At 73.3% G+C, this 25320-nt stretch carries 23 protein-coding genes; 13 read left to right on the forward strand and 10 right to left on the reverse strand.

The window, feature by feature from the left end:
• Nucleotides 1-200 precede the first annotated feature (200 nt).
• From ACODT5_RS13785 to ACODT5_RS13820, 8 genes are all read left to right on the forward strand, one after another.
• Nucleotides 201-986 carry an amino acid ABC transporter ATP-binding protein gene (locus ACODT5_RS13785; RefSeq protein ID WP_422519451.1) on the forward strand — a complete coding sequence of 262 codons (786 nt, stop codon included), beginning with the start codon at nucleotides 201-203 and terminating at the stop codon, nucleotides 984-986.
• A 103-nt stretch (nucleotides 987-1089) separates the two neighbouring features.
• Complete coding sequence (locus tag ACODT5_RS13790; protein ID WP_422519452.1) at nucleotides 1090-1947, forward strand: glutamate ABC transporter substrate-binding protein; 858 nt, start codon at nucleotides 1090-1092, stop codon at nucleotides 1945-1947.
• Nucleotides 1948-2063: 116 nt separating this feature from the next.
• Entirely contained in the window at nucleotides 2064-2738 is a 675-nt protein-coding gene (locus tag ACODT5_RS13795; RefSeq protein WP_422519453.1) for an amino acid ABC transporter permease, read from the forward strand.
• A complete protein-coding gene (locus tag ACODT5_RS13800) occupies nucleotides 2735-3616 on the forward strand; it encodes an amino acid ABC transporter permease (protein WP_422519454.1) in 882 nt (293 codons plus the stop codon). Before ACODT5_RS13795 ends, ACODT5_RS13800 begins: the two co-directional genes overlap by 4 nt.
• Nucleotides 3617-3828: 212 nt before the next feature.
• Nucleotides 3829-5415: an FAD-dependent oxidoreductase gene (locus ACODT5_RS13805; RefSeq protein WP_422519455.1), complete on the forward strand. Its 1587-nt coding sequence runs from the start codon at nucleotides 3829-3831 to the stop codon at nucleotides 5413-5415.
• Between the two features lie 58 nt (nucleotides 5416-5473).
• Nucleotides 5474-5560 (forward strand): putative leader peptide, encoded by an 87-nt coding sequence (locus ACODT5_RS13810; RefSeq protein WP_311318651.1) that lies wholly within the window; start codon nucleotides 5474-5476, stop codon nucleotides 5558-5560.
• Between the two features lie 73 nt (nucleotides 5561-5633).
• Nucleotides 5634-6173, forward strand: a complete 540-nt coding sequence (locus ACODT5_RS13815) for a cupin domain-containing protein (protein WP_422519456.1) — start codon at nucleotides 5634-5636, stop codon at nucleotides 6171-6173.
• Entirely contained in the window at nucleotides 6164-6550 is a 387-nt protein-coding gene (locus ACODT5_RS13820) for a rhodanese-like domain-containing protein (protein ID WP_422519653.1), read from the forward strand. The genes ACODT5_RS13815 and ACODT5_RS13820 overlap by 10 nt, the downstream gene beginning before the upstream one ends.
• A gap of 57 nt (nucleotides 6551-6607) precedes the next feature.
• Here the strand turns inward: ACODT5_RS13820 and ACODT5_RS13825 are convergent, their stop codons facing one another.
• The 4 genes from ACODT5_RS13825 to recA form a co-directional block, all read right to left on the reverse strand.
• Nucleotides 6608-7651 (reverse strand): hypothetical protein, encoded by a 1044-nt coding sequence (locus tag ACODT5_RS13825; protein ID WP_422519457.1) that lies wholly within the window; start codon nucleotides 7649-7651, stop codon nucleotides 6608-6610.
• A 69-nt stretch (nucleotides 7652-7720) separates the two neighbouring features.
• The gene (locus ACODT5_RS13830; protein WP_422519458.1) at nucleotides 7721-10273 is read right to left on the reverse strand and encodes an FtsX-like permease family protein; all 2553 of its coding nucleotides are present in this window, start codon (nucleotides 10271-10273) and stop codon (nucleotides 7721-7723) included.
• A 124-nt stretch (nucleotides 10274-10397) separates the two neighbouring features.
• Complete coding sequence (gene recX / locus ACODT5_RS13835) at nucleotides 10398-11042, reverse strand: recombination regulator RecX (RefSeq protein WP_422519459.1); 645 nt, start codon at nucleotides 11040-11042, stop codon at nucleotides 10398-10400.
• 3 nt (nucleotides 11043-11045) lie between these two features.
• Nucleotides 11046-12170, reverse strand: a complete 1125-nt coding sequence (gene recA, locus ACODT5_RS13840; protein WP_422519460.1) for a recombinase RecA — start codon at nucleotides 12168-12170, stop codon at nucleotides 11046-11048.
• A gap of 184 nt (nucleotides 12171-12354) precedes the next feature.
• On the opposite strand from recA, the gene ACODT5_RS13845 reads away from it, so the two are divergent.
• Together ACODT5_RS13845 and ACODT5_RS13850 are read left to right on the forward strand one after the other, a co-directional pair.
• Nucleotides 12355-12933, forward strand: a complete 579-nt coding sequence (locus tag ACODT5_RS13845; protein ID WP_422519461.1) for a 2'-5' RNA ligase family protein — start codon at nucleotides 12355-12357, stop codon at nucleotides 12931-12933.
• Between the two features lie 76 nt (nucleotides 12934-13009).
• Nucleotides 13010-13771 carry a Clp protease N-terminal domain-containing protein gene (locus ACODT5_RS13850; RefSeq protein ID WP_422519462.1) on the forward strand — a complete coding sequence of 254 codons (762 nt, stop codon included), beginning with the start codon at nucleotides 13010-13012 and terminating at the stop codon, nucleotides 13769-13771.
• Here ACODT5_RS13850 and ACODT5_RS13855 read toward each other — a convergent pair.
• Nucleotides 13719-14813 (reverse strand): AI-2E family transporter, encoded by a 1095-nt coding sequence (locus tag ACODT5_RS13855; protein ID WP_422519654.1) that lies wholly within the window; start codon nucleotides 14811-14813, stop codon nucleotides 13719-13721. The genes ACODT5_RS13850 and ACODT5_RS13855 overlap by 53 nt on opposite strands.
• Before the next feature lie 370 nt (nucleotides 14814-15183).
• On the reverse strand, nucleotides 15184-15378 hold the full coding sequence (locus ACODT5_RS13860) for a DUF3046 domain-containing protein (RefSeq protein ID WP_254386113.1): 195 nt from the start codon (nucleotides 15376-15378) through the stop codon (nucleotides 15184-15186).
• Nucleotides 15379-15459: 81 nt separating this feature from the next.
• On the opposite strand from ACODT5_RS13860, the gene ACODT5_RS13865 reads away from it, so the two are divergent.
• A complete protein-coding gene (locus ACODT5_RS13865; RefSeq protein ID WP_422519463.1) occupies nucleotides 15460-16446 on the forward strand; it encodes a hypothetical protein in 987 nt (328 codons plus the stop codon).
• Here ACODT5_RS13865 and ACODT5_RS13870 read toward each other — a convergent pair.
• Nucleotides 16415-16723, reverse strand: coding sequence for an AzlD domain-containing protein (locus ACODT5_RS13870; protein WP_327255239.1), 309 nt, complete (start codon nucleotides 16721-16723; stop codon nucleotides 16415-16417). The genes ACODT5_RS13865 and ACODT5_RS13870 overlap by 32 nt on opposite strands.
• Nucleotides 16720-17466, reverse strand: coding sequence for an AzlC family ABC transporter permease (locus ACODT5_RS13875; RefSeq protein ID WP_422519464.1), 747 nt, complete (start codon nucleotides 17464-17466; stop codon nucleotides 16720-16722). The genes ACODT5_RS13870 and ACODT5_RS13875 overlap by 4 nt, the downstream gene beginning before the upstream one ends.
• Nucleotides 17467-17532: 66 nt before the next feature.
• Here ACODT5_RS13875 and ACODT5_RS13880 point away from each other — a divergent pair, with 66 nt between their 5' ends.
• The gene (locus ACODT5_RS13880; RefSeq protein WP_422519465.1) at nucleotides 17533-18336 is read left to right on the forward strand and encodes a DUF4037 domain-containing protein; all 804 of its coding nucleotides are present in this window, start codon (nucleotides 17533-17535) and stop codon (nucleotides 18334-18336) included.
• A gap of 161 nt (nucleotides 18337-18497) precedes the next feature.
• Here the strand turns inward: ACODT5_RS13880 and ACODT5_RS13885 are convergent, their stop codons facing one another.
• Nucleotides 18498-19736, reverse strand: coding sequence for a DUF2716 domain-containing protein (locus ACODT5_RS13885; protein WP_422519466.1), 1239 nt, complete (start codon nucleotides 19734-19736; stop codon nucleotides 18498-18500).
• Nucleotides 19737-19746: 10 nt separating this feature from the next.
• Nucleotides 19747-20598: an AraC family transcriptional regulator gene (locus ACODT5_RS13890; protein ID WP_422519467.1), complete on the reverse strand. Its 852-nt coding sequence runs from the start codon at nucleotides 20596-20598 to the stop codon at nucleotides 19747-19749.
• A gap of 80 nt (nucleotides 20599-20678) precedes the next feature.
• On the opposite strand from ACODT5_RS13890, the gene ACODT5_RS13895 reads away from it, so the two are divergent.
• Nucleotides 20679-25307: an Lhr family ATP-dependent helicase gene (locus ACODT5_RS13895; RefSeq protein WP_422519468.1), complete on the forward strand. Its 4629-nt coding sequence runs from the start codon at nucleotides 20679-20681 to the stop codon at nucleotides 25305-25307.
• The last annotated feature ends 13 nt before the right edge of the window (nucleotides 25308-25320 follow it).

A 25320-nucleotide genomic window follows, 5' to 3' on the forward strand; every position in this document is an offset into this window, starting at 1 on the left:
TCCCACGTCAAGGCGGTTCCGGTCAGGCGGGGCTTCCGTTACGCACCCGGTACGCCGCGGGCGGTCCCGGACGCCCGCAGGCACGGAGCGTATCGGTGCGAGGCCGGATCGTTATGCTCAATTCTCCCTCAGATGTACTGACGCTGTGCGCGCCACGTCACTACTGTCCTCCCAACCGAGGAGGACGGAGCCACAAGCCGATGAGCGGAGTATCAGTGACCAAGGACGTGCGGGACGCGGCCGGTGCCGCGGACGACCTGGTCGTGCTGAGCAACGTCAACAAGCACTTCGGCGCGCTGCACGTGCTTCAGGACATCGATCTGAGCATTGCCCGCGGTGAGGTCGTCGTGGTGATCGGCCCTTCGGGGTCGGGCAAGTCCACGCTGTGCCGGACCATCAACCGCCTGGAGACGATCGATTCGGGCAGCATCACCCTCGACGGCAAGCAACTGCCGTCGGAGGGCAAGGCACTGGCCAAGCTGCGCGCCGATGTGGGCATGGTCTTCCAGTCGTTCAATCTCTTCGCGCACAAGACGGTGCTGCAGAACGTGATGCTGGGCCAGGTCAAGGTCCGCAAGACGGACCAGGCGGCGGCTCTGGAGAAGGCGAAGGCCCTCCTCGACCGCGTGGGTGTCGGCTCGCAGGCCGACAAGTACCCGGCGCAGCTCTCGGGCGGCCAGCAGCAGCGCGTGGCCATCGCCCGCGCCCTTGCGATGGAGCCGAAGGTGATGCTGTTCGACGAGCCGACCTCGGCCCTCGACCCGGAGATGATCAACGAGGTGCTGGAGGTCATGCAGCAGCTCGCCCGGGAGGGGATGACCATGGTCGTCGTCACGCACGAGATGGGCTTCGCCCGCTCCGCCGCCAATCGGGTCGTCTTCATGGCCGACGGAAAGATCATCGAAGAGGCCACGCCCGAGCAGTTCTTCAGCAACCCGCGGAGCGACCGGGCCAAGGACTTCCTCTCGAAGATCCTGCACCACTGACCTTCGTATCTGGTAGTGATCCGGTGACGGATCGTCGTCCAGCACGCACGTCGTACGTCTCACTTCACTGCTGTCTCACGTCTCACTCCGAGGGAAGTCCACCATGAAGCTCTCCAAGGTCGGCGCGGCCGCCGCCATCGCCGTTGCTCTCGCCCTGACCGCGACCGCCTGTGGCAGCGGCGACGACACCAAGCCCGGCAGCGACGCCGGTGCGTCGGGCGGGGCCAAGAAGGACAAGATCGTCATCGGCATCAAGTTCGACCAGCCGGGTGTGGGCCTCAAGACCCCCGACGGCAAGTTCACGGGCTTCGACGTGGACGTGGCGACCTACGTGGCCAAGGAGCTCGGCTACGCGCCGGACCAGATCGAGTTCAAGCAGGCCGTCAGCGCCGAGCGCGAGAACCTCATCGCCAACGGCGACGTGAAGCTGGTCGTCGCGAGCTACTCGATCAACGACAAGCGCAAGGCGAGGGTCGACTTCGCCGGCCCGTACTTCCTCGCGCACCAGGACCTGCTGGTCCGCGCCGACGACACCTCGATCACCAAGGCCGAGGACCTCAACAAGAAGAAGCTCTGCTCGGTCACCGGCTCCACCTCGGCGCAGAACGTCAAGGACAAGCTGGCCCCCCAGGCCGACCTGCAGCAGGTGGGCGGCTACTCCGAGTGCCTGACCGGCCTGGAGAACAAGACCATCGACGCGCTGACCACGGACAACTCGATCCTGGCCGGCTACGCGGCGCAGGACAAGAACAAGGGCAAGTTCAAGCTGGTCGGGCTGAGCCTGAGCAACGAGAACTACGGCATCGGTCTGAAGAAGGGCGACAAGGAGCTCCAGACCAAGGTCAACGCCGCCATCAAGAAGATGGAGGCGGACGGTGCCTGGGCAGCGGCCATCGAGAAGAACTTCGGCCCGGCCGGCTACAAGGCCGAGCCGGCTCCCGCGGTCACCGAAGGCAGCTGACCCGGCGGCCGGTTCGCCGGCCGATCCATCGGTGAGGTCCGTCGCCGCCCGCCTGCCGCGGGCGGCGCCGTGCCCCACCGGCCAACCTGGCCATCCTGGGGAGAGCGCAGGCCATCGTGTTCGATTTTCTTGATTCCGGGCAGTACGACGTGCTCGGAGCCTTCTGGGTGACGGTTCAGCTCACCCTCTACTCGGCCGTCGGGTCCCTGATCTGGGGCACCGTACTGGTCGGGATGCGGGTCAGTCCGGTCCCGCTGATGCGGGGATTCGCCACCGCGTACGTGAACCTCGTGCGCAACACTCCGCTGACCGTGCTGATCATCGGCTGTTCGCTGGGCCTCAACCAGACCCTCGGCGTCACGCTGGGCGGCGGTACCTTCAAGGAGATCGGCTTCCGGCTCGCGGTCCTCGGGTTCATCGCCTACACCGGCACCTTCGTGTGCGAGGCGATCCGCTCGGGCATCAACACGGTCCCGGTCGGTCAGGCCGAGGCCTCCCGCGCCCTGGGCATGAGCTTCGTCCAGACGCTCACCCTGATCGTGCTCCCCCAGGCCTTCCGGGCGGTCGTCGCGCCGCTCGCCAACGTCCTGATCGCCCTCACCAAGAACACCACGGTGGCCGCGGCGATCGGCGTGGCCGAGGCGGCGCTGCTGATGAAGGAGATGGTCGAGAACGAGCCGCAGGCGCTGTTCGCCGTCTTCGGCGTCTTCGCCCTCGGATTCGTCCTTCTGACCCTGCCCACCGGCCTGCTGCTCGGCTGGGTTGCCAAGCGAGTGGCGGTGAAGCGATGACCTCCGTGCTGTACGACGCCCCGGGCCCCAAGGCCAAGGCCCGCAACTGGATCTACAGCGGCATCTTCCTCGTGGCGGCAGCCGCCCTCGCGTGGTGGGTGCTGTCCGCCCTGGCGGACAAGAACCAGCTCGACGCCGACAAGTGGAGCCCCTTCTTCACCGGCGAGGTGTGGACGACGTTCCTGCTCCCCGGACTCGGCGAGACCCTGCAGGCCGGCGCCATCTCCATGGTGATCGCCCTGCCCCTGGGCGCCATCCTCGGCATGGGCCGACTCTCCGACCACGCCTGGGTACGCAGCATCGTGGGCACCTGGGTCGAGTTCTTCCGGGCGATCCCGGTGCTGATGCTGATGCTCTTCGGGTCCGCCTTCTACGTGCAGTACACCGGCGTCGACTCCGAGGTACGGCCTCTGTACGCGGTGATCACCGGGCTGGTCCTGTACAACTCCGCGGTCATCGGCGAGATCGTCCGGGCCGGCGTCGAGTCGCTGCCGAAGGGCCAGACCGACGCCGCGAAGGCGATCGGCATGCGCAAGGGCCAGGTCATGACCTACGTCCTCATCCCGCAGGCGGTGACCGCGATGCTGCCCGCGCTGGTCAGCCAGCTCGTGGTGATCCTCAAGGACACCGCCATCGGCGGTGCGGTACTGGGCCTCGCCGAACTGCTGACCCAGTACCGGCAGATCTCGGCGAACTACAGCAACACCATCCCGACCCTGATCGTGATCGCGGCGATCTACATCGCGGTGAACTTCATCCTCACCTCCTTCGCCTCCTGGCTGGAGGGCCGGCTGAGGAAGTCGAAGCGGAGCACGGGCGCGATGGTCCCGGTCAGTCAGTTCGACGCGGGCGACAACGCGGGCGGCGGCGCCGCCTGACCATCCCCCCGGCGCGGCATCGGACATGCGCTCGAACCCGCGTCCGGCAACCGGCCTGACAGCCGGTCAGTACACTGGCGGGACACGTGTGGTGCGACGGAACTCATCCGTCGCACCACTCGGCATTGTCCGGACCGGCGTCACTTGACGCAGGCACCTCCAGTGGGTTGCATACGTTCTGTGATCACATACCGGACACCGGGAGCCACATCATGGACCCGGTGATCGTCGTCGGCGCGGGGCCCGTCGGGCTGTCCCTGTCCCTCGCCCTGGCCGGCCAGGGCGTGCCCTGCGTCGTGCTCGACGAGGGTTCCGGCAAGGACGAGCCCCGGCCCGCCCGCACCGTCGCCCTGCACGCCGACAGCGCCGCCATGGTGCACCGGCTGGGCTGTACGACCCTGCGCGACGAGGGCGCGTACTTCACCGCCTGGCGCACCATGCGGCGCGGCCGCGAGTCCCAGCGGATCACCTTCGAGGACGGCCCGGCCCCGATCCACCTGCCCCAGCACGCCCTGACCCGCGGACTGCGCGACGCCGCCGCAGCGCATCCGCTGGTCCAGCTGGTCACCGAGAGCAAACTCGACGCCCTGGAGCAGGACGGCCGCGGGGTCACCGCCCACACCCGGGGCGCCGAGACCACGTGGTGGCGCGGGAGCCACCTGGTCGGCTGCGACGGAGCCCGCTCCACCGTGCGCAAGCTGCTCGGCATCCGCTTCCCCGGCCGCACCGCCGTCGAACGGCACGCCGTGGCCGCCCTGCGCACCGAACTGCCCTGGCCGGGCGAAGCGTTGCTGCACCGGAGCCCGCCCGAGGAGGTCACCGCCCGGCCGCTGGCCGACGGGGCGTACCGGCTGGACTGGCTGCTCCCGGCGCGCGGGGACCTCGTCACCCCGGACGCGCTGGTGACCCTCATCCGCGACAGCCTCGCGCTGTGGTGCGGGGGCACGACGCCCCCGTACGAGCTCCTCGACACCGGGGTCCACACCCTGCACCACCGGCTCGCCCGGCGCTGGCGCGACGGCCGCTGCTTCCTCGCCGGGGACGCGGCGCACCTGCTCGGCGCGCTCGGCACCCAGGGAGTCCAGGAGGGGCTCCGGGACGCGGAGAACCTCGCCTGGAAACTCGCCCTCGCCTGGCACCAGGGGGCCTCCGAGGAACTCCTCGACAGTTACGAGGCCGAGCGCCGCAGGGCGGTGGCCGCCCGACTGCGCGCCGCCGACCAGGCCATGCCCGTGCTGCGCACCGGGAACGGACTGCGCACCTACCTCCCGGGAGCCTCGCGCACCGCCGAACTGCTGCTGACGGACGGCCACTTGGGGCGCGGACCGCTCGGCGCGGAGCCGGTGTACGCCCCTCCCGTGGCCGTCCACGACGTGCCCACCGCCACCGAGCCGGGCGGGCCCGTGGAGAACGTCCCGGTGACCGCCCCCGACGGCTCCACGGTGCCGTTGCGCGACCAGCTGGGGCGGGGCCGGCTGCTCGTCGTCCTCGTCGCCCCGGGCACCGGGGTCTGGGACCGGCGGCACTGGGTGGGCGCCGGCCTGATGCCCCGCCTCGCGGCGGCGGTCGCCGCGCTGCCGGTCCGGGCGGAGCTGCTCGTGGCGGACGGCTACCCGGGGGCGGCGGCGCACACCGTGCTCCTCGTACGACCGGACGGGCATCTCGCGGCCACCTTCGCCGGGGTCCACCCGGCCGAGCTGTACGAGGCCGCGGACGCGGTCCGGCACGGCGCACCGGAGGCTTCCCCGGCCAAGGCGACCCCCAGGAGCCTGCCCGCCGCCGCACCCGTCATCGATTGAGCGTCCATCGAGCGATGATCGATTGACCCTCCGGCCGAGTCGTGCTTCACTCGCGGACATGACCGGCAACGACGTACGCCTGTGGCGGAGGGTCCATATGGACCTGCTCCGCTACGCGGGCTGCGTATGTCGCCCTTCCTGCTGATTCGCCCTTCCCCCGCGCGCCCCCATGTGGATGTGCCGCGCACGCTCGCGAACCCCCAGGACGGTCATCCTCCATGTCTGCACCCACGCACGCCCCTACTCCGGCTGCGGCTTCCGCTCCGGCCGTCTCGGCGGCGGACCTCCTCGACTTCACCCTGCGCATCGCCTCCGACCCCGAGCTGATCGCCTCCCTCCCCCTCGATCCCGAGGGCCGGACGTGGATCCGGCTCGACGGCCCGGGCGGCAGCGAGGCCTGGCTGATCGGCTGGCCGCCCGGCACGGGAACCGGCTGGCACGACCACGCCGAGTCGCGGGGCGCGTTCACCACCGCGCGCGGGCGCCTCACGGAGAACTCCCTGGCGGTCCGCCTCCCCTCGGAGGGCTGGCAGTCCCTGTCCCTGGCCCCCGACGTGGACCGCACGCGCCGGCTGGGCGCGGGCACCGGGCGGGCCTTCGGCGAGCACTACGTGCACGAGGTGCTCAACGAGTCCGCGACCGAGCACGCGATCTCCGTCCACGCGTACTACCCGCCGCTCCCCCTGATCCGCCGCTACAGCCGCACCGGCCCGGTGCTCAGGCTGGAGCAGGTCGAGCGTCCGGCGGACTGGCAGTGAGCGGCATCGACGCCCTCGTCGACCGGCTGCGGACCACGTACACCCGCGTGGACCCGGCCCGGGCGCACGCGGAGTCCCTGACCGGGGCCCTGCTGGTCGACATCCGGTACCAGGCCCTGCGCGAGCGGGACGGACTGATCCCGGGCGCCCTCGTGATCGAGCGCAACGAACTGGAATGGCGCCTCGACCCCGAAGGCTCCCACCGCCTCCCGGAAGCGGTGGACCACGACGTCCGCATCATCGTCATCTGCAACGAGGGGTACGCCTCCACCCTCGCGGCGGCCTCCCTCCACGCCCTGTCCCTCCCCAACGCGACGGACCTCACGGGCGGCTTCCAGGCCTGGAAGTCCGCCGGCCTGCCCGTCGTTCCTTCTTGACGCGGAGCTCGCACCGCTGCGCCGGACTCCGTCCGGCGGTGGCGGTGGGCAGGGCGGCTACTCCCCCGCCCAGTACGCGGTACGCACCTGCCCCTCCTCGAAGTCCCGGCGCGGCAGGCGCAGTCCGAGGGACTCCTCCAGGGCGTGGAAGTACAGCTCGTAGGTGTTGGTCAGTTCGGGGTGATCGAGCTCGGCACGGCGCACGGCCCGGTTGAGGAAGTCCAGCTCGCCGCCCCGCAGATAGGGGGCACGGCCGTACTCGTACCCGAGCAGCTCCAGCGTGCCCCGCTCGTCACCGTCGTCCACCCTGCGGCCGTCCCGCACGTAGTCGAAGGTGTAGATGGCCTTCGCGGCGGTGGCCTCCAGCCGCACGCTCTCCCTGATCCCGAGGTCCGCGTACGCCTCCTTGTCGGCGAAGGCCCCTGGCGGCGTGTCGTGGTACAGGAGGTACGTCCACTCGCCCGCCTGCCCGTAACAGCAGCTCTCCCACGCGTAGTCCTGGTGGGCCCGGCCCCTCTCGGCGGCCTTCAGGTCCTTCAGCCGCGTACCGGCGGCGACCTGCGCGGGATCGGCCCCGTACAGGAGGGCCAGTCGTGCGGGGTCCACGGTGCGCCCGGGCTCCGCGCGGTGGAAGGCGAGCGTCGTGTACGGGTTCTGGCTGGTCCAGGGCACGGCTATCCAGGCGAGCCCCTCCAGCGGGTCGCGCCCGCAGGCCTCCGTCGTCCCCGGGTCGTCCAGGCCGCCGCCGCGGAACCGCCTGCCCCACACCGGGTCGATCCGGTCCAGCGCGTCCGCCGCCTCTTGGGGGCCGCCTCCGCGCCGGCGCATCGCGTCCTCGGCGATCAGGTACAGCACCTGGTCGAGATCGCGGCTGACGAAGGCCTCCACGTAGGGATCGTGATGGCCGCGCACCGTGCCGTCCTCGTCCAGCAGCAGGCACAGGCCGGCGTCCTCCATCCCGGCGCGCCCGGCGCGCTCGGCCCACTCCTCCACCTCGTCGGCCGAGTGCGCCACGGGCGGCAGCCCGACCGTGGCGAGCAGGGGGTGTCGCGCGGCCGTCCGCCGCCAGGCTTCCGCGAGGGTCGGCTCGGTGATCTTCATGGCGCCCAATGTAGAAGGGGCCACCGACAACCGGCCGGCTCCGGTTCCGCCGGCCGGTTGTCGTGCGCCCTAGGCCGCCGCGAGGTCCACCGGGCGGGGCCGCATCGCCACCCGTCCGGCGAAGCCCGTGGCGCACAGCGCCACCAGCCCCGCCCCGCCCACGACCAGCCCGTACACCAGCGGGAGCACCGCCGGAGCCGCCGTTCCCGTCATGCCCACGCTGAACGCGGTGAGGACCGCCAGGGAGATCCCCGACCCCAGCACCACCCCCATCAGGAGCACCGCCAGCGCCTCCGCCCGCAGCATCCCCCGCACCTGCCGACGCGTCGCCCCCGCGAGCCTCAGCATCGCGAACTCCCGCAGCCGCTCCCCCGTGGACATCGCCAGGGTGTTGGCCACCGCGATCGCGGTGAAGGCCAGGACGAGCCCCATCGCCAGCAGGTTGATCTCCGACCCGGCCGCCTGCCGCTCCGCCCGTGCGCCGTCCGCTTCGGCCGCCGACAGCACGGCCACGCCGGGGTGGTCCCGTAGCGCCGAGGCGAGGGTCTCCCGTACCACCGGGCCCGCCACCAGCACGCTCGAAGCCAGCGGGTCGTCCACGTGCGCGGCGACCAGACCGTGCGGCAGCGTCACGTCCCCGAAGCCCAGCCCCCGCGCGTACACCGCGGACACGGTCAGGGTGACCGGCGTTCCGTCGCCCAGCGTCAGCGAGAGCGGGCTGCCCGGCTTCAGGCCCAGCTGGTCGGCGGCCAGTTCGCTCACCGCGACGCTCTGCTCCCCGAACCCCGCCAGGCTCCCGGCCGTCACCCCCGGGTCCCAGGTCCGGTCCAGCCCGGCCGGGGTCACGCCCTGCGCCGCGTACTTCGTCAGCCCCACCCGGATCGACGTGTGCACGATCTCGGTGGCCGCGAGGACCCCGGGGGTCCGGCGGATCCGCTCGGCGGCGGCGCCGGGAACCCCCGGCCCGCGACCCTGGAGCACCCACTCGGCCCGTACTCCCTCACGGGCCTGCGCCCGGGCGGCGTCGCCGAGCGTCGGGGTGACGAAGAGGACGGTGCAGGCCATCCCGATCAGGAGGGTGAGCGGGGTGACGGCGGAGGCCATCCGGGTCGCGTTGCCGCGCAGGTTCGCGGTGGCCAGCCGGCCGCCCGGGCCGGCCAGGAGCAAGGGCCCGGCGAGCAGTGCGGCCGCGCCCCTGACGATGAGCGGGCCCAGCAGCGAGACGGCTCCGGCGAGCACCACGACGGCGAGGAAGGTGACCGGAGTCGAAGCCGGCTCGGTGCGCAGCGTGCTGAGTACGGCGACCAGTACCACCCCGGCCGCCAGCAGCAGCGCCCCGGCGACGAGCCGCGCCCACGCGGGCCGGCTCCGCTCGACGGCGGCCTCGGCCAGTGCTTCGGCGGGACGGACGCGGGCCACCCGCCGTGCGGTGATCCGGGCCGCGGCCCATGCTCCGAGCAGGCTCGCGCCGACGGCGGCGATCATCGGGAAGATCCCGGCGGTACGCTCCAGGGTCACGGGGACGACCCCCGCGTCGACGAACCGGCCGTGCAGCCAGGCGGCCAGCGGCAGCCCGGCGAGGGCTCCGGCGACTCCGGCGGCGAGCCCCACGAGCAGCGCCTCGCGGCCGATCATGCGCCGCAGCTGCCCGGGGGTGGCGGCGATGGCGCGGAGCAGGGCGAGCTCGCGGTGGCGCTGCTGGACCGACAGGGAGAAGGTGCCGACGACCACGAGGACCGCCACGAGGAGCGAGGTACCGCCCATCGCGCCGCCCATGGAGACGAGCTTGATCCGGGCGCCGGCCGCGTCGAGGAATTCCACGGGGCCCCGCTCGTCTCCGGTGGCCACCTGCGCGGTGGTGCCGTGGAGCGCCTGCCGGATCCGCCCGGCCAGCTCGCTCGCGTCGACCCCGGCCCGGGGCAGTACCCCGATGGCGCTGACCCGGCCTTCGCGGGCGGCGAGCCGCTGCGCCTCGGCGTCGTCGAAGAAGAGCGCGCTCTGGTGCGCGAGGCTCCCGCCGGCCGCGGCGGCGATCCCGCTGACCGTATAGGTCCTGGGCGCGCCGGTGGACTGCACGACGAGCTCGGAGCCGGGCTTCAGGGACGCGCGGGCGGCGAGTCCACGGTCGATGACGATCTCGTCCCCGCCCTGGGGGGCGCGTCCTTCGGCGAGCGCGAAGGGGGTGAGCGCGGCCGAGCTCCAGGCGTGCCCGTACGAGGGCTTCGTGCCGTCGCCGCCCGGTCCGCTCCGGGTGAGCGGCACGGCCTGGAAGGTGAGCTCGGGGACGGCCCGCTCGACTCCGGGCACCGCGCGGACGGTGTCCACGGTGGTGGCCGGCAGCCAGGCCCGTTCGGCGACCGGCTTGGCCTTGTGCTTCGTCTTGACCTTCTGCTCGTCGCCCTTCTTCTTCACCTTGACCGTCGTCGCGTGGACGTTCTGGTCGGCGGAGACGACCACCGGGGCGCCCGCGTAGCGCTCGGTGGCGATCGTTCCGCGCAGTCCCGTCTCCAGGAGGGTTCCGCAGGCGGTGACGAGGGCCGCCGCGCACAACAGGGCGAGGAAGGCGCCGAGGAAACCGGCCTTGCGGTCTCTGACGGTCTGGAGTGCGTAGCGCAGCATCATGGGGAAACCTCTGCCGCCGGGGCCGTCTCGGGACATTGGAGCGCCCCGGCGTCCTCGGCCGGGGGCTAACCCCACCCCATTCCACACCCGCGTGGCGCGCCCCTCGGCCCCAGGGGGCCGCGGGTCACCCCGTCAGATCGTCGGCGTCTTCGCCCTCCGCCTCCAGTGCGCGGCGGACCACCCGCAGGGCCATGCCCTCGGGGTACCCCTTGCGGGCGAGCATTCCGGCGAGGCGCCGGATCCGCTTGTCCCGCTCCAGGCCCCGGGTCGCGCGGAGCTTGCGCTCCACGAGCTCCCGGGCGGTCTCCTCCTCCTGGTCGGAGTCCAGCTGTTCCAGGGCCTCCTGTACGAGGGTGGGTGCCACCCCCTTGGTACGGAGCTCCTGTGCGAGCGCCCGGCGGGCCAGCCCCCGGCCCCGGTGCCGGGACTCGACCCAGGCCCCGGCGAAGGCGGCGTCGTCGATCAGGCCCACCTCCTCGAACCGGGAGAGGACCTGCTCCGACACCTCCTTGGGGATGTCCCGCTTGGCCAGGGCGTCCGCGAGCTGGCGCCTGGTACGCGGCATCCCGGTGAGCAGGCGCAGACAGATCGCCCGCGCCTGCTCCTCGGGACTCTGGGGCGGCAGCTCCTGGCGGTCCTCCCGCCCCTCACGGCCCTCACGGCCCTCCGCACGACGGTCTCCCCGGCCGCCGCTCTCGCGGCGGCCCCGGCGACTGCCCTCACGGCGGTCCTCAGCGCCGTCCGCGCCGCCCCTCTCCTGCTCCCACACGGGTCAGCTCTTGGCGACGGCGGCCTTGACCGCGGTCTTGGCCTTCGACGCGGGAGCGGGCACGGCCGCGGTCTCGGCGGACGCGTCCGCGCCGGCCTCGGCCGTGGCGGCAGCCGCAGCGGTGTCCTTGCGGACACCGACGCCCAGCTTCTCCTTGATCTTCCGCTCGATCTCGTCGGACAGGGCGGGGTTGTCGCAGAGGAACTTCCGCGCGTTCTCCTTGCCCTGGCCGAGCTGGTCGCCCTCGTACGTGTACCAGGCGCCGGCCTTGCGGACGAAGCCGTGCTCCACGCCCATGTCGATCAGGCCGCCCTCGCGGCTGATGCCGTGGCCGTAGAGGATGTCGAACTCGGCCTGCTTGAAGGGCGGCGCGACCTTGTTCTTGACGACCTTGACGCGGGTGCGGTTGCCGACCGCGTCCGTGCCGTCCTTGAGGGTCTCGATGCGCCGGATGTCGAGGCGCACGGAGGCGTAGAACTTCAGCGCGCGGCCACCGGTGGTGGTCTCCGGCGAGCCGAACATCACGCCGATCTTCTCGCGGAGCTGGTTGATGAAGATCGCGGTGGTCTTGGACTGGCTGAGCGCACCGGTGATCTTCCGGAGGGCCTGGCTCATCAGACGGGCCTGGAGACCCACGTGCGAGTCGCCCATCTCGCCCTCGATCTCCGCGCGGGGCACGAGGGCCGCGACGGAGTCGATGACGATGAGGTCCAGCGCACCGGAGCGGACCAGCATGTCCACGATCTCCAGCGCCTGCTCACCGGTGTCCGGCTGGGACAGGATGAGGTTGTCCGTGTCGACGCCGAGGGCCTTGGCGTACTCGGGGTCCAGTGCGTGCTCGGCGTCAATGAAGGCGACGGTGCCGCCGGCCTTCTGCGCGTTGGCCACGGCATGCAGCGTCAGGGTCGTCTTACCGGAGGACTCCGGCCCGTACACCTCGATCACACGGCCGCGCGGCAGTCCACCGACGCCGAGCGCGATGTCGAGCGCGGTCGATCCGGTGGGGATGACCTCGATGGGGTCGTTCGGCTTGTCGCCGAGACGCATCACGGCACCCTTGCCGAACTGCCGTTCAATCTGTGCGAGCGCGGCGTCGAGAGCCTTCTCGCGGTCGTTGCCTGCTGCCATGGGTTCCACCCGATTTGCTTGAGTCGATCGCTTCACGCCATTGACGCTAACGCCTGCCACTGACAACGCGGTCCCACGTCCGTTTTGGCTGTGGATAACCAATAAGAATGCGTGTTCGATTTCCCTGTCAAGCGCGCCACGCCGGACCCGCCCGCCACACCGGCGGGTGGCATGATCCACCCCCATGACGGACAGCACGGACGCCACCTCCAGCATGTTCCCCGCCGGCCGCACCGCGCTCATCGTGCGGATACCCGAAGCGGAGCCCGCCGTCCGGGACTGGCGGGACCGGATCGACCCGGCGGCCCGGGCCGGGGCCGGGGTGCCCGCGCACGTGAGCGTGCTCTACCCGTTCCTCCCGGAGGGCCTGATCGACGCCTCCGCCCACGCCGGGATCGCCGCGGCCCTGCGCCCCCACCCCGCCTTCGACGTGCGCTTCGAGCGGACCGGCCGGTTCCCGGGGATGCTCTACCTCGCCCCCGAGCCGGACGCCCCGCTCCGCCGGCTGACCCGCGCGCTCACCGAGCGCTGGCCGGAGGTCCGCCCCTACGGCGGCCGCTACCCGGACCCGGTCCCGCACCTCACGGTGGCCCAGCGCGCCCCGGAGGCGGACCTGGACGCCGCCGAGGCGGACCTGAGCGGCAGACTCCCCCTCACCTCCCGCGTCCGCGCCGTCGAGCTGGTGGCCTACGACGGGGCGGCCTGGCACGAGCGCGCGAGGTTCACACTGCGGGAGCCCGGGGAGCGGGAGCCCGGGGAGTGAGAGCCCGGGGAGCGGGAACCGGAAAGTGACAACCCACGGTTGACACCCGCTCGACTGTCAACCTAGGGTTGCACTCATGACGAACCCTTCGGTGGAACCCGTTCGCATGACCAATCCGGTACGCCTCGACGACCTCATCGAGGCCATCAAGAAGGTCCACACCGACACCCTGGAGCAGCTCAGCGGTGCGGTCGTCGCCGCCGAGGCCCTCGGGGACGTCGCCGACCACCTCATCGGCCACTTCGTCGACCAGGCCCGCCGCTCCGGCGCCTCCTGGACCGACATCGGCCGCAGCATGGGCGTCACCCGCCAGGCCGCCCAGAAGCGCTTCGTGCCCAAGGCCGACAAGGAGGGCGACGCGGGACTCGACCCCAGCCAGGGCTTCGGCCGCTTCACCCCCCGCGCCCGCAACGTGGTGGTCACCGCGCAGAACGAGGCCCGCGCCGCCGGCAACACCGAGATCCGCACCGAGCACCTCGTCCTCGGACTCCTCGCCGAGCCCGACGGCCTCGCCGCCCACGCCGTCGCCGCCCAGGGGATCGCGGCCGACGACGTGCGCGCCGCCGCGACCGCCGCCCTGCCCCCGGCCGTGGAGGACGTCCCCGAACTGGTCCCCTTCGACGCCTCGTCGAAGAAGGCCCTGGAGCTCACCTTCCGCGAGGCCCTGCGCCTGGGCCACAACTACGTGGGCACCGAGCACATCCTGCTCGCGCTCCTGGAGCTGGAGAACGGTACGGGGGCGCTCAGCGGCCTCGGCGTGGACAAGGACATCGTCGAGAACTGGGTCAACGACGCCCTGGAATCCGTACTCGGCGCCTCGGACGGTCCCGGGAAGTAGAGGCGTCCGCGTCTCCGGTCAGCGCGTACCGCTTCACGTACGCGCCGAGGAAGGCCTGCATCGTGGCGACGGCCGGGATCGCGATGAGCGCCCCGACCGCGCCCAGCAGGGCGGTGCCCGCGATGACGGATCCGAAGGCCACCGCCGGGTGGATGTCCACCGTCTTCGAGGTCAGCTTCGGCTGGAGCACGTAGTTCTCGAACTGCTGGTACACCACCACGAATCCGAGGACGTACAGCGCGTACCAGGGGTGGACCGTGAAGGCGATCAGCATCGGCAGCGCGCCCGCCAGGTAGGTGCCGATGGTGGGGATGAACTGCGACACCAGCCCCACCCACACCGCGAGCGCGGGCGCGTACGGCACTCCGAGCACCGCGAAGAGGATGTAGTGCGCGATCCCGGAGATCAGCGCCATCAGCCCGCGCGAGTAGAGGTACCCGCCCGTCTTGGTGACGGCGATCTCCCACGCCCGCAGCACCTCCGCCTGCTTCCTCGGAGGCAGTACGGAGCACAGCGCGCGGCGCAGCCGCGGCCCGTCGGCGGCGAAGTAGAAGGAGAACAGACCGATCGTCAGCAGCTTGAACAGTCCGCCGAGCACGGTGGCGGACACGTCGAGCACGCCGGTCGCGCTGTTCTGCACGTACTTCTGCAGCCAGTCCGAGTGCAGCAGGCTGTCCTGGATCTCCAGCCGGGACAGTTCCGTGTGGAAGGTGTCGTTGATCGATCCGATCAGCGAGTCGAGATAGCCGGGGAAGCCCTCCACCAGGTCGACGATCTGCCCGGCGAGCACCGAGCCGAGCAGGACGACGAATCCGACGGCCGCACCGAACACCCCGAGGAACACCAGGAAGGTGGCGAGCCCGCGGCGCACGCCGCGGGCCGCCATCCGGGCCACGGCCGGTTCGATCGCGAGCGCGAGGAAGAACGCGATCAGGATGTTGACGAGCAGGCCGATGAGCTGGTGGAAGGCCCAGCTGCCGAGCTGGAAACAGGCCACCAGGGCCAGTACGAGGACCACGGCGCGCGGCAGCCAGCGCGGCATCCGCGCATCCGCCGGAGCCGGTTCCCCGGTGGCCGGCCGCCGGGGAGGACCCGGCGCTCGGGGGGCTCCCGTCACGGGGCCCGCGGCCGAGGGGTCCGCCGGGTCGGCGGAGTCCGCCAGGTCCGCGGGGCGGGCCGGCGGCACGGTCCGGAGGTTTTCGGGCCGGTCGGTCGTCTCATCACTGGCTGCCACGCCGACCAGTCTGTCCCACCGGCGCCGCGAACCACGAAGCAATCGCCGCGGCCGCTCCCCGGCCGGGGAGACCGGCCGCCGGAACGGCCGCCGGAACGGTCGGCGGAACGGCCGCCGGACCTGCCTGCGGACCTGCTGGCGGGCAGAGCGGCGGGCCCAACCGGCCGGGCCCGCCGCGCTAGCGCAGCGAAGCGGGTACGTCCACCGCCGAACACACCGCGCGCCACACGTCCTTGGTCTCCCAGCCCGCGTCCAGCGCCTCGTGGACCGTGCGTCCCCCGAGCTCCGTCATGACGTGGTCCCGCGCGAAGGAGTCCGCGTAGCCCGCGCCGAAGTGCTCGGCCATCCGCTCCCAGAAAATCGTCAACCGCATGCCTCCAGTATCCCGCCCCGGAGAGTGCACCCTCCCCGTTCGGGCCACCTCGGCGCCGCCCGGGCCCCTACGGTTCCTGGCATGCCTGGAGACGAAGCTTGCGCCCCGGCGGCGCCGACGGCGACGAGTGCGCCGGCCCGCGCCGAGCAGTTCATCTGGCTCACGGCCCGCGTGCTGGAGCAGCGGCGGTTCGCGTTCCACTTCCTCGGCGGGGACGCCGACCCGGTCGATGCCGCCCTCGGCGCCTACCTCGGCAGCGACGGCGGCTACGGCCACGCCCTCGACCCCGACCTGCGCGGTCCGCTGAGCCACCCGCTGCACACCGCCCACGCCCTGCACGTCCTGGACGGCCTGGGCCGCTGCGCCGGACAGCGCATCGAGCGGCTCTGCGCCCACCTGATCCGGGTCTCCACTCCGGACGGGGCGCTTCCGGCGACGGCTCCGGCCTCCGGCGGCTACCCGGCGGCCCCCTACCACCCGCTGCACGACGATCCGCCGGGCGACCTGCTGGCCACCGGCCCCGTCGTCGGGATCCTGCACCGCAACCGGGTGTGGCACGCGTGGCTGTTCCGGGCGACGGACTTCTGCTGGGACCGGGTGGAGAACCTGCGCCACTGGCACCCGTACGAAGTCCAGAGCGCGGTGGCCTTCCTCGACGGGGTCCCCGACCGGTCCCGGGCCGCGGCGGCAGCCGACCGGCTGGGGCGCCTCGTCCGCGAGCAGCGGCTCGTCGTACTGGACCCCGCGCGGCAGGACGCGTACCCGCAGGTCCCCGGCCACGCGCCGGGCGAGCACCTGTACCCGTACGACTTCGCCCGCCGCCCGGAGTCCCTCGCCCGGGGCTGGTTCACGGACGCGGAGCTGTACGGCTCGCTGCGCTTCCTGGCCGGCCTGCAACAGCCGGACGGCGGCTGGCCGGTGGCCCGCGGGGCGTGGGCGCCGGGCAGCTCGCTGGAGCGGCGCCCGATCGCCACGCTGGAGGCGCTGCTGACCCTGCGCGCGTACGGCCGGCTCACCGGCGCGGCCCAGGCGGGCGCTAGCCTCCCAGGGCCCGCAGCCCCGCGGTGACGGCGACGGCCGCCGCGACCACGACGAGGAACGGGGCCCGCAGCAGCAGCGCGACCGCGGCGGCCGCGAGCCCGGCGGCACGGGCGTCGAGCACGAGCTCCTGCCCGGTGGCGAAGGTCTGCTGCGCGGTGAGCGCGGCCAGCAGCGCGACCGGCAGGAGGGCTGCGAGCTTGCGCACCGCGGGCCGCTCCAGGGCTCCGGCGGGGACGAGCAGTCCGGCGAGCTTCACGGCGTAGCAGCCGACGACGGTGAGTCCGATGGCGATCCAGACGTTCACGAGCGGCTTCCCTTCATCCACAGCACGATCGGCGCGGCCAGCGCCGCGATCAGCACGGGCACCCCGGCGGGCAGTACGGGCAGCAGGCCCAGCCCGAGGACGAGGGCGAGCGCGGCGACGGCCCGCTCGGTGCCGGTCTTCAGCATCGGCGCGAGCAGCGCGAGGAACACGGCGGGCCCGGCGGCGTCCAGGCCCCACGCCCTGGTGTCCCCGATGGCCTCGGCGCCGAGCGCGCCGAGCAGGGTGGTGAGGTTCCACAGGACGTAGAGGCTCAGCCCGGTCACGGTGAAGCCGAGCCGTGCCGACTTCCGGTCGGGCTGGGCCAGGGCCACGGCGGTGGTCTCGTCGATCACCCAGTGCGCGGCGAAGGGGCGCACGCCCTTGGGCAGCGCGAGCAGCTGGGACAGCCGCAGCCCGTAGAAGGCGTTGCGGGTCCCGAGGAAGAAGGCCCCGGCGGCGGCCGTGAACGGATTCCCGCCGGCGGCCAGTGCCCCGACCAGCGCGAACTGCGAGGCCCCGGTGAACACCAGCAGGCTCAGCACGCACGCCTGGAGGGTGCTGACCCCGGACCCGGCGGCGGTCACCCCGAAGGCGAAGCCGGACAGCCCTACCGCCACCCCGACGCCGAGCGCGTCGCGTACGACGGCGGCACGCGGCTTCTCCACCGCGGGCGCGCCAAGAGCCGCTCCGCCGGGGACCTCTCGGCCGGGCACCTCGTGCCCGGGTTCTTCTTGTATGACCATCCGATGTTCTCCCACGCCCCGAAAATACGCAGGCCACGACGTCCGGGTCTTGTACGTTCTTGCACCATGCACGAAGTGATCAAGGAAATGGCGGACCGGCTGGCCGAGGTGCCCGGCGTCCGCGGAGTCATGCTCGGCGGCAGCCGGGCCCGCGGCGAGCACCGCCCCGAATCGGACTGGGACCTCGGCGTCTACTACCGCGGCGCCCTCGACCTCGCGGCGCTCGGCGCACTGGCGGGACCGGACGTGGAAGTCGCCGGACCGGGCGGCTGGGGCCCTTGGGTCAACGGCGGAGCCTGGCTGCAGGTGGACGGCGTGGCGGTGGACTGGATCCTGCGCGACCTGGACCGGGTGGAGCGGGTGTGGCAGGAATGCCGCGAGGGCCGCTACGAGGTGGGCGTGCAGCCGGGCCACCCCCTCGGTTTCTGGTCCCCCTGCTACCCGGGCGAGGTCGCCCTCGGCCAGGTCCTGGCGGACCCGACGGGCGAGCTGACGGCCCTGCGCACCTCGACCTCGTCCTACCCGGAGCCGCTCCGGGAGGCCCTGCTGGCCGGTGCCTGGGAGGCGGGGTTCCTCGCCGCGGGCGCCGCGAAGGGCGCGGCCCGCGGGGACGCCCTCTACGTCTCCCTCTGCCTGTCCAAGGCCTTCGGCATCCTCGTCCAGGCCCTGTACGCGGCGGACCGCCGCTGGTGCCTCAACGAGAAGGGCGCCCTGGCCGCGGCCGAGCTCCTGCCGTCGGCTCCGCCCGCCTTCGGCGACCGCGTCCGCACCCTGCTGGGCGCGCAGGGCACGACGCCCGAGTCCCTGACGGCCACGGTGACCGAGGCCCGCACCCTGATCGAGGAGACCCGCGCGGGCCTGGCGTCCTAGGCCGTCTCTTTCGGATCTTGCCGGGCCCGCGCCGCCCGGCACCGCACCTCGCCGCACTGCCGGGGCACCCGAGTACGTCCAGTACGCGGGAGCCCCGGCAGTGCGGCGAGGCACGGCACCGGACGACGCGGACCTGACCGACAAGATCCGAAAGAGACGGCCTAGCCGTCCCGCCGCCGCAGCGGCTCACCGAGCAACTCGGTGAGCTCCGCCTCGACGGAGGCAAGCAGCCCGGCGCCCCAGACGCACAGGGTCTGCTCCCAGGGGTGGCCGAAGGTGCCGAAGCGCAGGTCGGGGTGGACGTAGAGGTAGTAGTCGCCGTTCGGGTAGACCTGCCCGGGCCATCGCGGTTCGCCGGAACCACCGACCCGGTGCGGGTCGAAGTCGTGGCAGACGTGCTGCCAGTCGAGCCAGTGCAACCGCTGCCCGGGCCGGGTGAGGGCCCGCAGCGCGGGGCGCACGATCCGGTCCAGGTCCTCGGGCGCCGCGTCCGCGAGCCGCCAGGTGACGGACGGGGCCGGCGGTTCGACGTCGGGAAAGCCGAACCCGTTCTCCAGTCGGTCCCACAGCAGGGACTCCTCAGCCATGCTCATCCACCGTGCCGGCCGGCTCCGCGCCGGATTTCCCGGCGGCGCCCAGCGGTAGGTCCGTACGGTGGTCAGCTCACCGAATCCGGCGGCCCGGGCCGCCACGAGCAGCTTCCCCCCGGCCTCGATCACACAGTGCGTGGCCTCCCGAGGCTTCGGGTGACTCGGCAGCGCCAGCACCCCCCATACGCTCAGGAGCTCGGTGTGCTCCCCGGTCAGCCCGCCGATGACCACGAACTCCGTGCGCGGGTCACGACGTGCCCACCCCGCGGCAACGACTCGGCCGCGGTGGAGCAGTACGCTCGCCTCGGCCCGGCCGTAGAAGCAGCCGCCGTCGGCCTCGAACTCCGCGAGCGCGCTCTCGTGCGGCCCGGACGAAGCCGCCAGCTCACGGGCCCTCGGCCACCACTCGGGATCCTGCGCGCCGCCGTTGAGGGAGCGAACCCGGCCGTCCTCCGCCGGAGTGAGATCCTCGAAGCCCGCCACCAACAGCGACCGCTCCGGATCCGCCGTGAACCCGGCCGCCTCCAGCTCCTCCGCCAGGCCCGGCGGATCCGCCCCGTACGCCTTCCACTCCACCGGCTCGCTCCGCGCCCCGAAGGCCGCCTGCTGCCGCCGCACCAGCTCCGCGAGCTCCCCGCGCCCGATGGCCGTCAGCGGCCGGTGGCCGACCGTGCCGTGCGTGCCGTAGTGGGTCCGTACGAGGGGCCCCTCCTGCTCCACCACCGCGCCCGGCGGCGCCCACTCGGGCACGCGCCCGCGCACCTGCTCCGCGTACGCGCCCCACACCCTCGCCTGCTCCGACCGGTCCATGATCGGGACCCTAACCGGCCGCCCGCCCCCGCCGGTACGCGCCCGGCGGCACCCCCACGATGCGGGTGAAGTGCCGGTTCAGGTGCGGCTGGTCGGTGAAGCCGACCGCGACGGCCGCCTCCGCCGGCGGGATCCCCGCGTCGAGCAGCCGCCGTGCCCGCCGGACCCGGGCGTCGGTCAGCCAGGTGTGCGGGGGCATGCCGTACCGGTCCCGGAAGGCCCGCAGCAGGGCGAAGGGGCTGGTGCCCAGCTCCGCCGCGAGCTGCTCCAGCGCAGGGGGCTCCCCCATGCGCTCCTCCAGTACGGCCCGGGCCCGCTCCGCGTCGGCGGCCCCCGCGCGGCCGGCCGTACGGGCGGGCAGCGGCCCGGCGTGCCGGGTCAGCATCCGGGCCACCACCCCGCGCAGCAGGGTGTCGGCGGCCAGCGCGTTGCCGGCCTCGGCGGCCCGGTGGACCTCGGTGATGGCCCGCGAGGCCTGCGGGTCGGCGACCATGTCGGCGGTGAAGCCGGGGGTCCCGCGCAGGGTCCCGATCTCGGTGGCGACCTCGGTGATCAGCGCGCGGGAGGGGTAGAGGGTGGCGTAGGCCCAGCCCTCGGGGACTCCGGCGCGGGCGGTGTGCGGGACCTCGGGGTTGATCAGGACCACGCTGCCGGGCCCGGCGCGCAGGGTGTCGCCCGGCAGGCCGATCTCCTCGACGCCGCCGGTGACGGCCGCGATGACGTACCCGTCGTGGGCGTGGCGGGGGAAGGTGTGGCGTACGTAGTGGGCGCGCAGGAGGTCCAGCCCGGGCAGTTCCGCGTACTGCCAGTGCCGCGCCCACTCCCGGCGGCCCTCGTCCGCTCCGGTCGTCCCCGTGCCCATTCCCCCATTCTGCGCCCGGCCCGGCCGGGGTGTTTCCACAGGTCCGGCCCGTTGTCAGTGGGCGGGTGCACGATGGGGGCATGTCCGGTACCGCGCTCGACTCGTTCTCCCCCGCGACCCGTTCCTGGTTCACGGGGGCCTTCGTCTCGCCCACCCCCGCCCAGGAGGGCGCCTGGCGGGCCATCGGGGCGGGCTCGGACGTGCTGGTGGTGGCCCCCACCGGCTCCGGCAAGACCCTGGCGGCCTTCCTCGCCGCCCTCGACCAGCTCGCCTCGACCCCGCCCCCGCCCCCGGCCGAGCTAAAGAGGCGCTGCCGGGTGCTGTACATCTCGCCGCTGAAGGCCCTGGCGGTGGACGTGGAGCGCAATCTCCGCAGCCCGCTCACCGGCATCCGGCAGGAATCGGTGCGCCTGGGCCTGCCCGAGCCGGAGATCCGGGTCGGGATCCGCTCCGGCGACACCCCGCCGGCCGAGCGGCGCGCGCTGGTGACCCGGCCGCCGGACATCCTGATCACGACGCCCGAGTCGCTGTTCCTGATGCTGACCTCGGCGGCCCGCGAGGCCCTGGCCGGGATCGAGACGGTGATCCTGGACGAGGTGCACGCGGTCGCCGGGACCAAGCGCGGAGCCCATCTCGCGCTGTCCCTGGAGCGGTTGGACGAGCTACTGCCCCGCCCCGCGCGCCGGATCGGCCTGTCGGCGACGGTCCGCCCGGTGGAGGAGGTGGCACGCTACCTCGCTCCGCGCGGCAAGGTGGAGATCGTCCAGCCACCCTCCACCAAGGAGTTCGACCTGTCGGTGGTCGTCCCGGTCGAGGACATGGGCGAGTTGGGCGGCTCCCCCGCCACCGAGGGCAAGGAGGGCGGCGACAAGCCCTCCATCTGGCCGCACGTGGAGGAGCGGATCGCCGATCTGGTCCAGGCCCACCGGTCCACCATCGTGTTCGCCAACTCCCGCCGCCTCGCCGAGCGCCTGTGCAACCGGCTCAACGAGATCGCGTACGAGCGCGCCATGGGCAGCCCCCTTCCCGAGGGCCCGCCCCCGGCCGAGATCATGGCCCAGTCGGGCGCCGCGCAGGGCGCTCCCCCGCTGATGGCCCGCGCGCACCACGGCTCGGTGTCCAAGGAGCAGCGGGCGCTGGTGGAGGAGGACTTGAAGGCGGGCCGGCTGCCCGCCGTGGTCGCCACCTCCAGTCTGGAGCTCGGCATCGACATGGGCGCGGTCGACCTGGTCATCCAGGTGGAGTCCCCGCCCTCGGTGGCCTCCGGGCTGCAGCGGGTGGGCCGGGCCGGGCACCAGGTGGGCGCGGTCTCCACCGGGGTCGTCTTCCCCAAGTACCGGGGCGACCTCGTCCAGGCCGCCGTGGTCACCGAGCGGATGCGCACGGGCTCGATCGAGTCCCTGCGGATCCCCTCCAACCCGCTGGACGTCCTCGCCCAGCAGCTCGTCGCGATGACCGCGATGGACACCTGGCAGCTGGACGACCTGCTCGCCCTGGTGCGGCGGGCGGCCCCCTTCGCAGCCCTGCCGGACTCGGCCTTCACCGCGGTCCTGGACATGCTGGCCGGCCGCTACCCCTCGGACGCGTTCGCCGAGCTCAGACCTCGCGTCGTATGGGACCGCGTCGCCGGTACGATCACCGGCCGGCCCGGCGCCCAGCGCCTCGCGGTCACCTCCGGCGGGACCATCCCGGACCGCGGCCTCTTCGGCGTCTTCCTGGCCGGCTCCGACCCCAAGAAGGGCGGCGGCCGGGTCGGCGAGCTCGACGAGGAGATGGTCTACGAGTCCCGCGTCGGCGACGTCTTCACCCTCGGCACCACCTCCTGGCGGATCGTGGACATCACCCGCGACCGCGTCCTGGTCACCCCCGCCCCCGGGGTCCCGGGCCGGCTCCCGTTCTGGAAGGGCGACCAGCTGGGCCGCCCTCTCGAACTGGGCCGCGCGGTCGGCGCGTTCCTGCGCGAGCTCGGCGGCCTCACGGCGCAGGACGCCCGCCTGCGCCTGCTGGCTGCGGGCCTGGACGCCTGGGCCGCGGAGAACGTCCTGTCCTACCTCGCCGAACAGCGCGAGGCCTGCGGCCACGTACCGGACGACCGGACCATCGTCGTCGAGCGGTTCCGCGACGAGCTCGGCGACTGGCGGGTCGTCGTCCACTCCCCCTTCGGCGCCCAGGTGCACGCCCCGTGGGCGCTGGCGCTCGGCGCCCGCCTCTCCGAGCGGTACGGGATGGACGCGCAGGTCATGCACGCCGACGACGGCATCGTGCTCCGCCTCCCGGACGCGGACCTGCTGAACATGGACCTGGATCTACTGGACCACGACCCGGCGCGAGGCCCATCCTCCGGCTCCTCCGGCTCCTCCGCCTCCTTCGACTTCGACGACGACAAGCCCCCGCTGGGCGCGGCCGACGTCGCCTTCGACCACGGGGACGTCCAGCAGATCGTCACCGACCAGGTGGGCGGCTCCGCACTGTTCGCCTCCCGCTTCCGCGAGTGCGCGGCGCGCGCCCTGCTGCTGCCGCGCCGCAACCCGGGCAAGCGCACCCCCCTGTGGCAGCAGCGCCAGCGCGCCTCCCAACTGCTCCAGGTGGCCTCCGAGTTCGGTTCGTTCCCGATCGTGCTGGAGGCCGTACGGGAATGCCTGCAGGACGTCTTCGACGTACCCGGCCTCACCGAGCTGATGGGGGACATCGAGGCGCGCCGGGTCCGCCTGGTCGAGGTCACCACCGTCGAGCCCTCCCCCTTCGCCCGCTCCCTCCTCTTCGGGTACGTCGCCCAGTTCCTCTACGAGGGCGACTCGCCGCTCGCCGAGCGCAGGGCGGCCGCGCTGTCGCTGGACTCCCGGCTGCTGGCCGAGCTGCTCGGCCAGGCGGAGCTCCGCGAGCTGCTCGACGCGGAGGTGCTGACGGAGCTGGAGCGGGAGCTCCAGTGGCTGACCGAGGACCGGCGGGCCAAGGACGCCGAGTCGGTGGCCGACCTGCTGCGCCTGCTGGGCCCGCTCACCCCGGCGGACCTGGCCGCCCGCGGCGCGGAACCGGAGTGGGCGCAATCCCTGGCCGCCTCCCGCCGGGCGATCCGGGTCCGGATCGCCGGCGAGGACCACTGGGCGGCCATCGAGGACGCGGGCCGGCTGCGCGACGCGCTGGGCACGGCGCTCCCGGTCGGTGTCCCGGAGGCGTTCACCGAGCCGGTGAAGGATCCGCTCGGCGACCTCCTGGCCCGGTACGCCCGTACCCACGGCCCTTTCACCACGGTCACCGCCGCTGCCCGCTTCGGGCTGGGCACGGCCGTGACGGACGGCGCGCTGCACCGGCTCGCGGCGGCCGGGCGGGTGGTCCAGGGCGAGTTCCACCCGGCGGGCATCGGCCAGGAATGGTGCGACGCGACCGTTCTGCGACGGCTGCGGCGCCGTTCCCTCGCCGCCCTGCGCCAGGAACTGGAGCCGGTCCCTCCGGCCTCCCTCGCCACGTTCCTCCCCCAGTGGCAGCACCTGGGCGGAGCCCTGCGCGGCGTGGACGGCCTGGCCCGCGCGATCGAGCAGCTCCAGGGCGCCGCGGTTCCCGCCTCCGCCCTCGAGCGCCTGATCCTCCCCTCCCGCGTGGCGGACTACTCCCCCACCCTCCTGGACGAGCTCACCACCACGGGCGAAGTGCTCTGGGCCGGCGCGGGCGCCCTGCCGGGCAAGGACGGCTGGATCTCCCTCTACCTCGCGGAAGCGGCCCCCCTCCTCCTGCCCCCCGCCCACCCCCTGGAGCTCACCCCGCTCCACGAAGCGGTCCTCTCCGCCCTCTCCGGCGGGTACGGCCTGTTCTTCCGCCAGCTCACGGACAGGGTCCGCGCACTGCACCCGGACGCCTCCGACGCGGACCTCTCCTCCGCCGTCTGGGACCTGGCGTGGTCGGGCCGCCTGACGAACGACACCCTGGCCCCCCTGCGCTCCCTCCTCGGCTCGGGCCGCACGGCGGGCGCCACCGCCCACCGCGCCCGCCGTACGATCCCCCGCGGCCGCTACGGCAGCCTCACCACCCCTGCCTCCCGTACGGGCCCGCCCACGGTGTCGGGCCGCTGGTCCCTGCTCCCGGTCCACGCCGCGGACCCGACCCACCGCGCACACGCCCTGGCCCGCACCCTGCTGGACCGCCACGGGGTGGTGACCCGGGGCGCGGTGGCCGCGGAAGGCGTGGAGGGCGGCTTCAGCGCGGTCTACCGGGTCCTGTCCGCCTTCGAGGACAGCGGCCAGGCCCGCAGGGGCTACGTGGTCGAAGGCCTGGGCGCGGCCCAGTTCGCCATGGACGGCGCGGTCGACCGCCTCCGCGCCGCCGAGCGGACCCCGCCCCCGCTGGCCGCGGTGGTCCTGGCGGCCGCCGACCCGGCGAACGCCTACGGCGCGGCCCTCCCCTGGCCGGAGCCCCCGTCCGGAGCCACCCACAAACCGGGCCGCAAGGCCGGCTCCCTGGTGGTCCTGGTCGACGGCGAGCTCACCCTCTACCTGGAGCGCGGCGGCAAGACCCTCCTGGCGTGGCCCGCCCCGGACGCCCCCCACCTCACGGCCGCCCTCACCGCCCTCACCGCCGCCTCCCGCAAGGGCACCCTCCCCACCCTCACGCTGGAACGCATCAACGCCGCGCCCGCCCTCACCTCCCCCTACGCCCCACCCGTGGAAGCCGCCGGCTTCCACGCCACCCCCCAGGGCCTGCGCCTGCGCCCCTAGGGCCTGCCAGGGC

Source organism: Streptomyces tatrensis (assembly GCF_049310065.1).
Classification (GTDB): Bacteria; Actinomycetota; Actinomycetes; order Streptomycetales; family Streptomycetaceae; genus Streptomyces.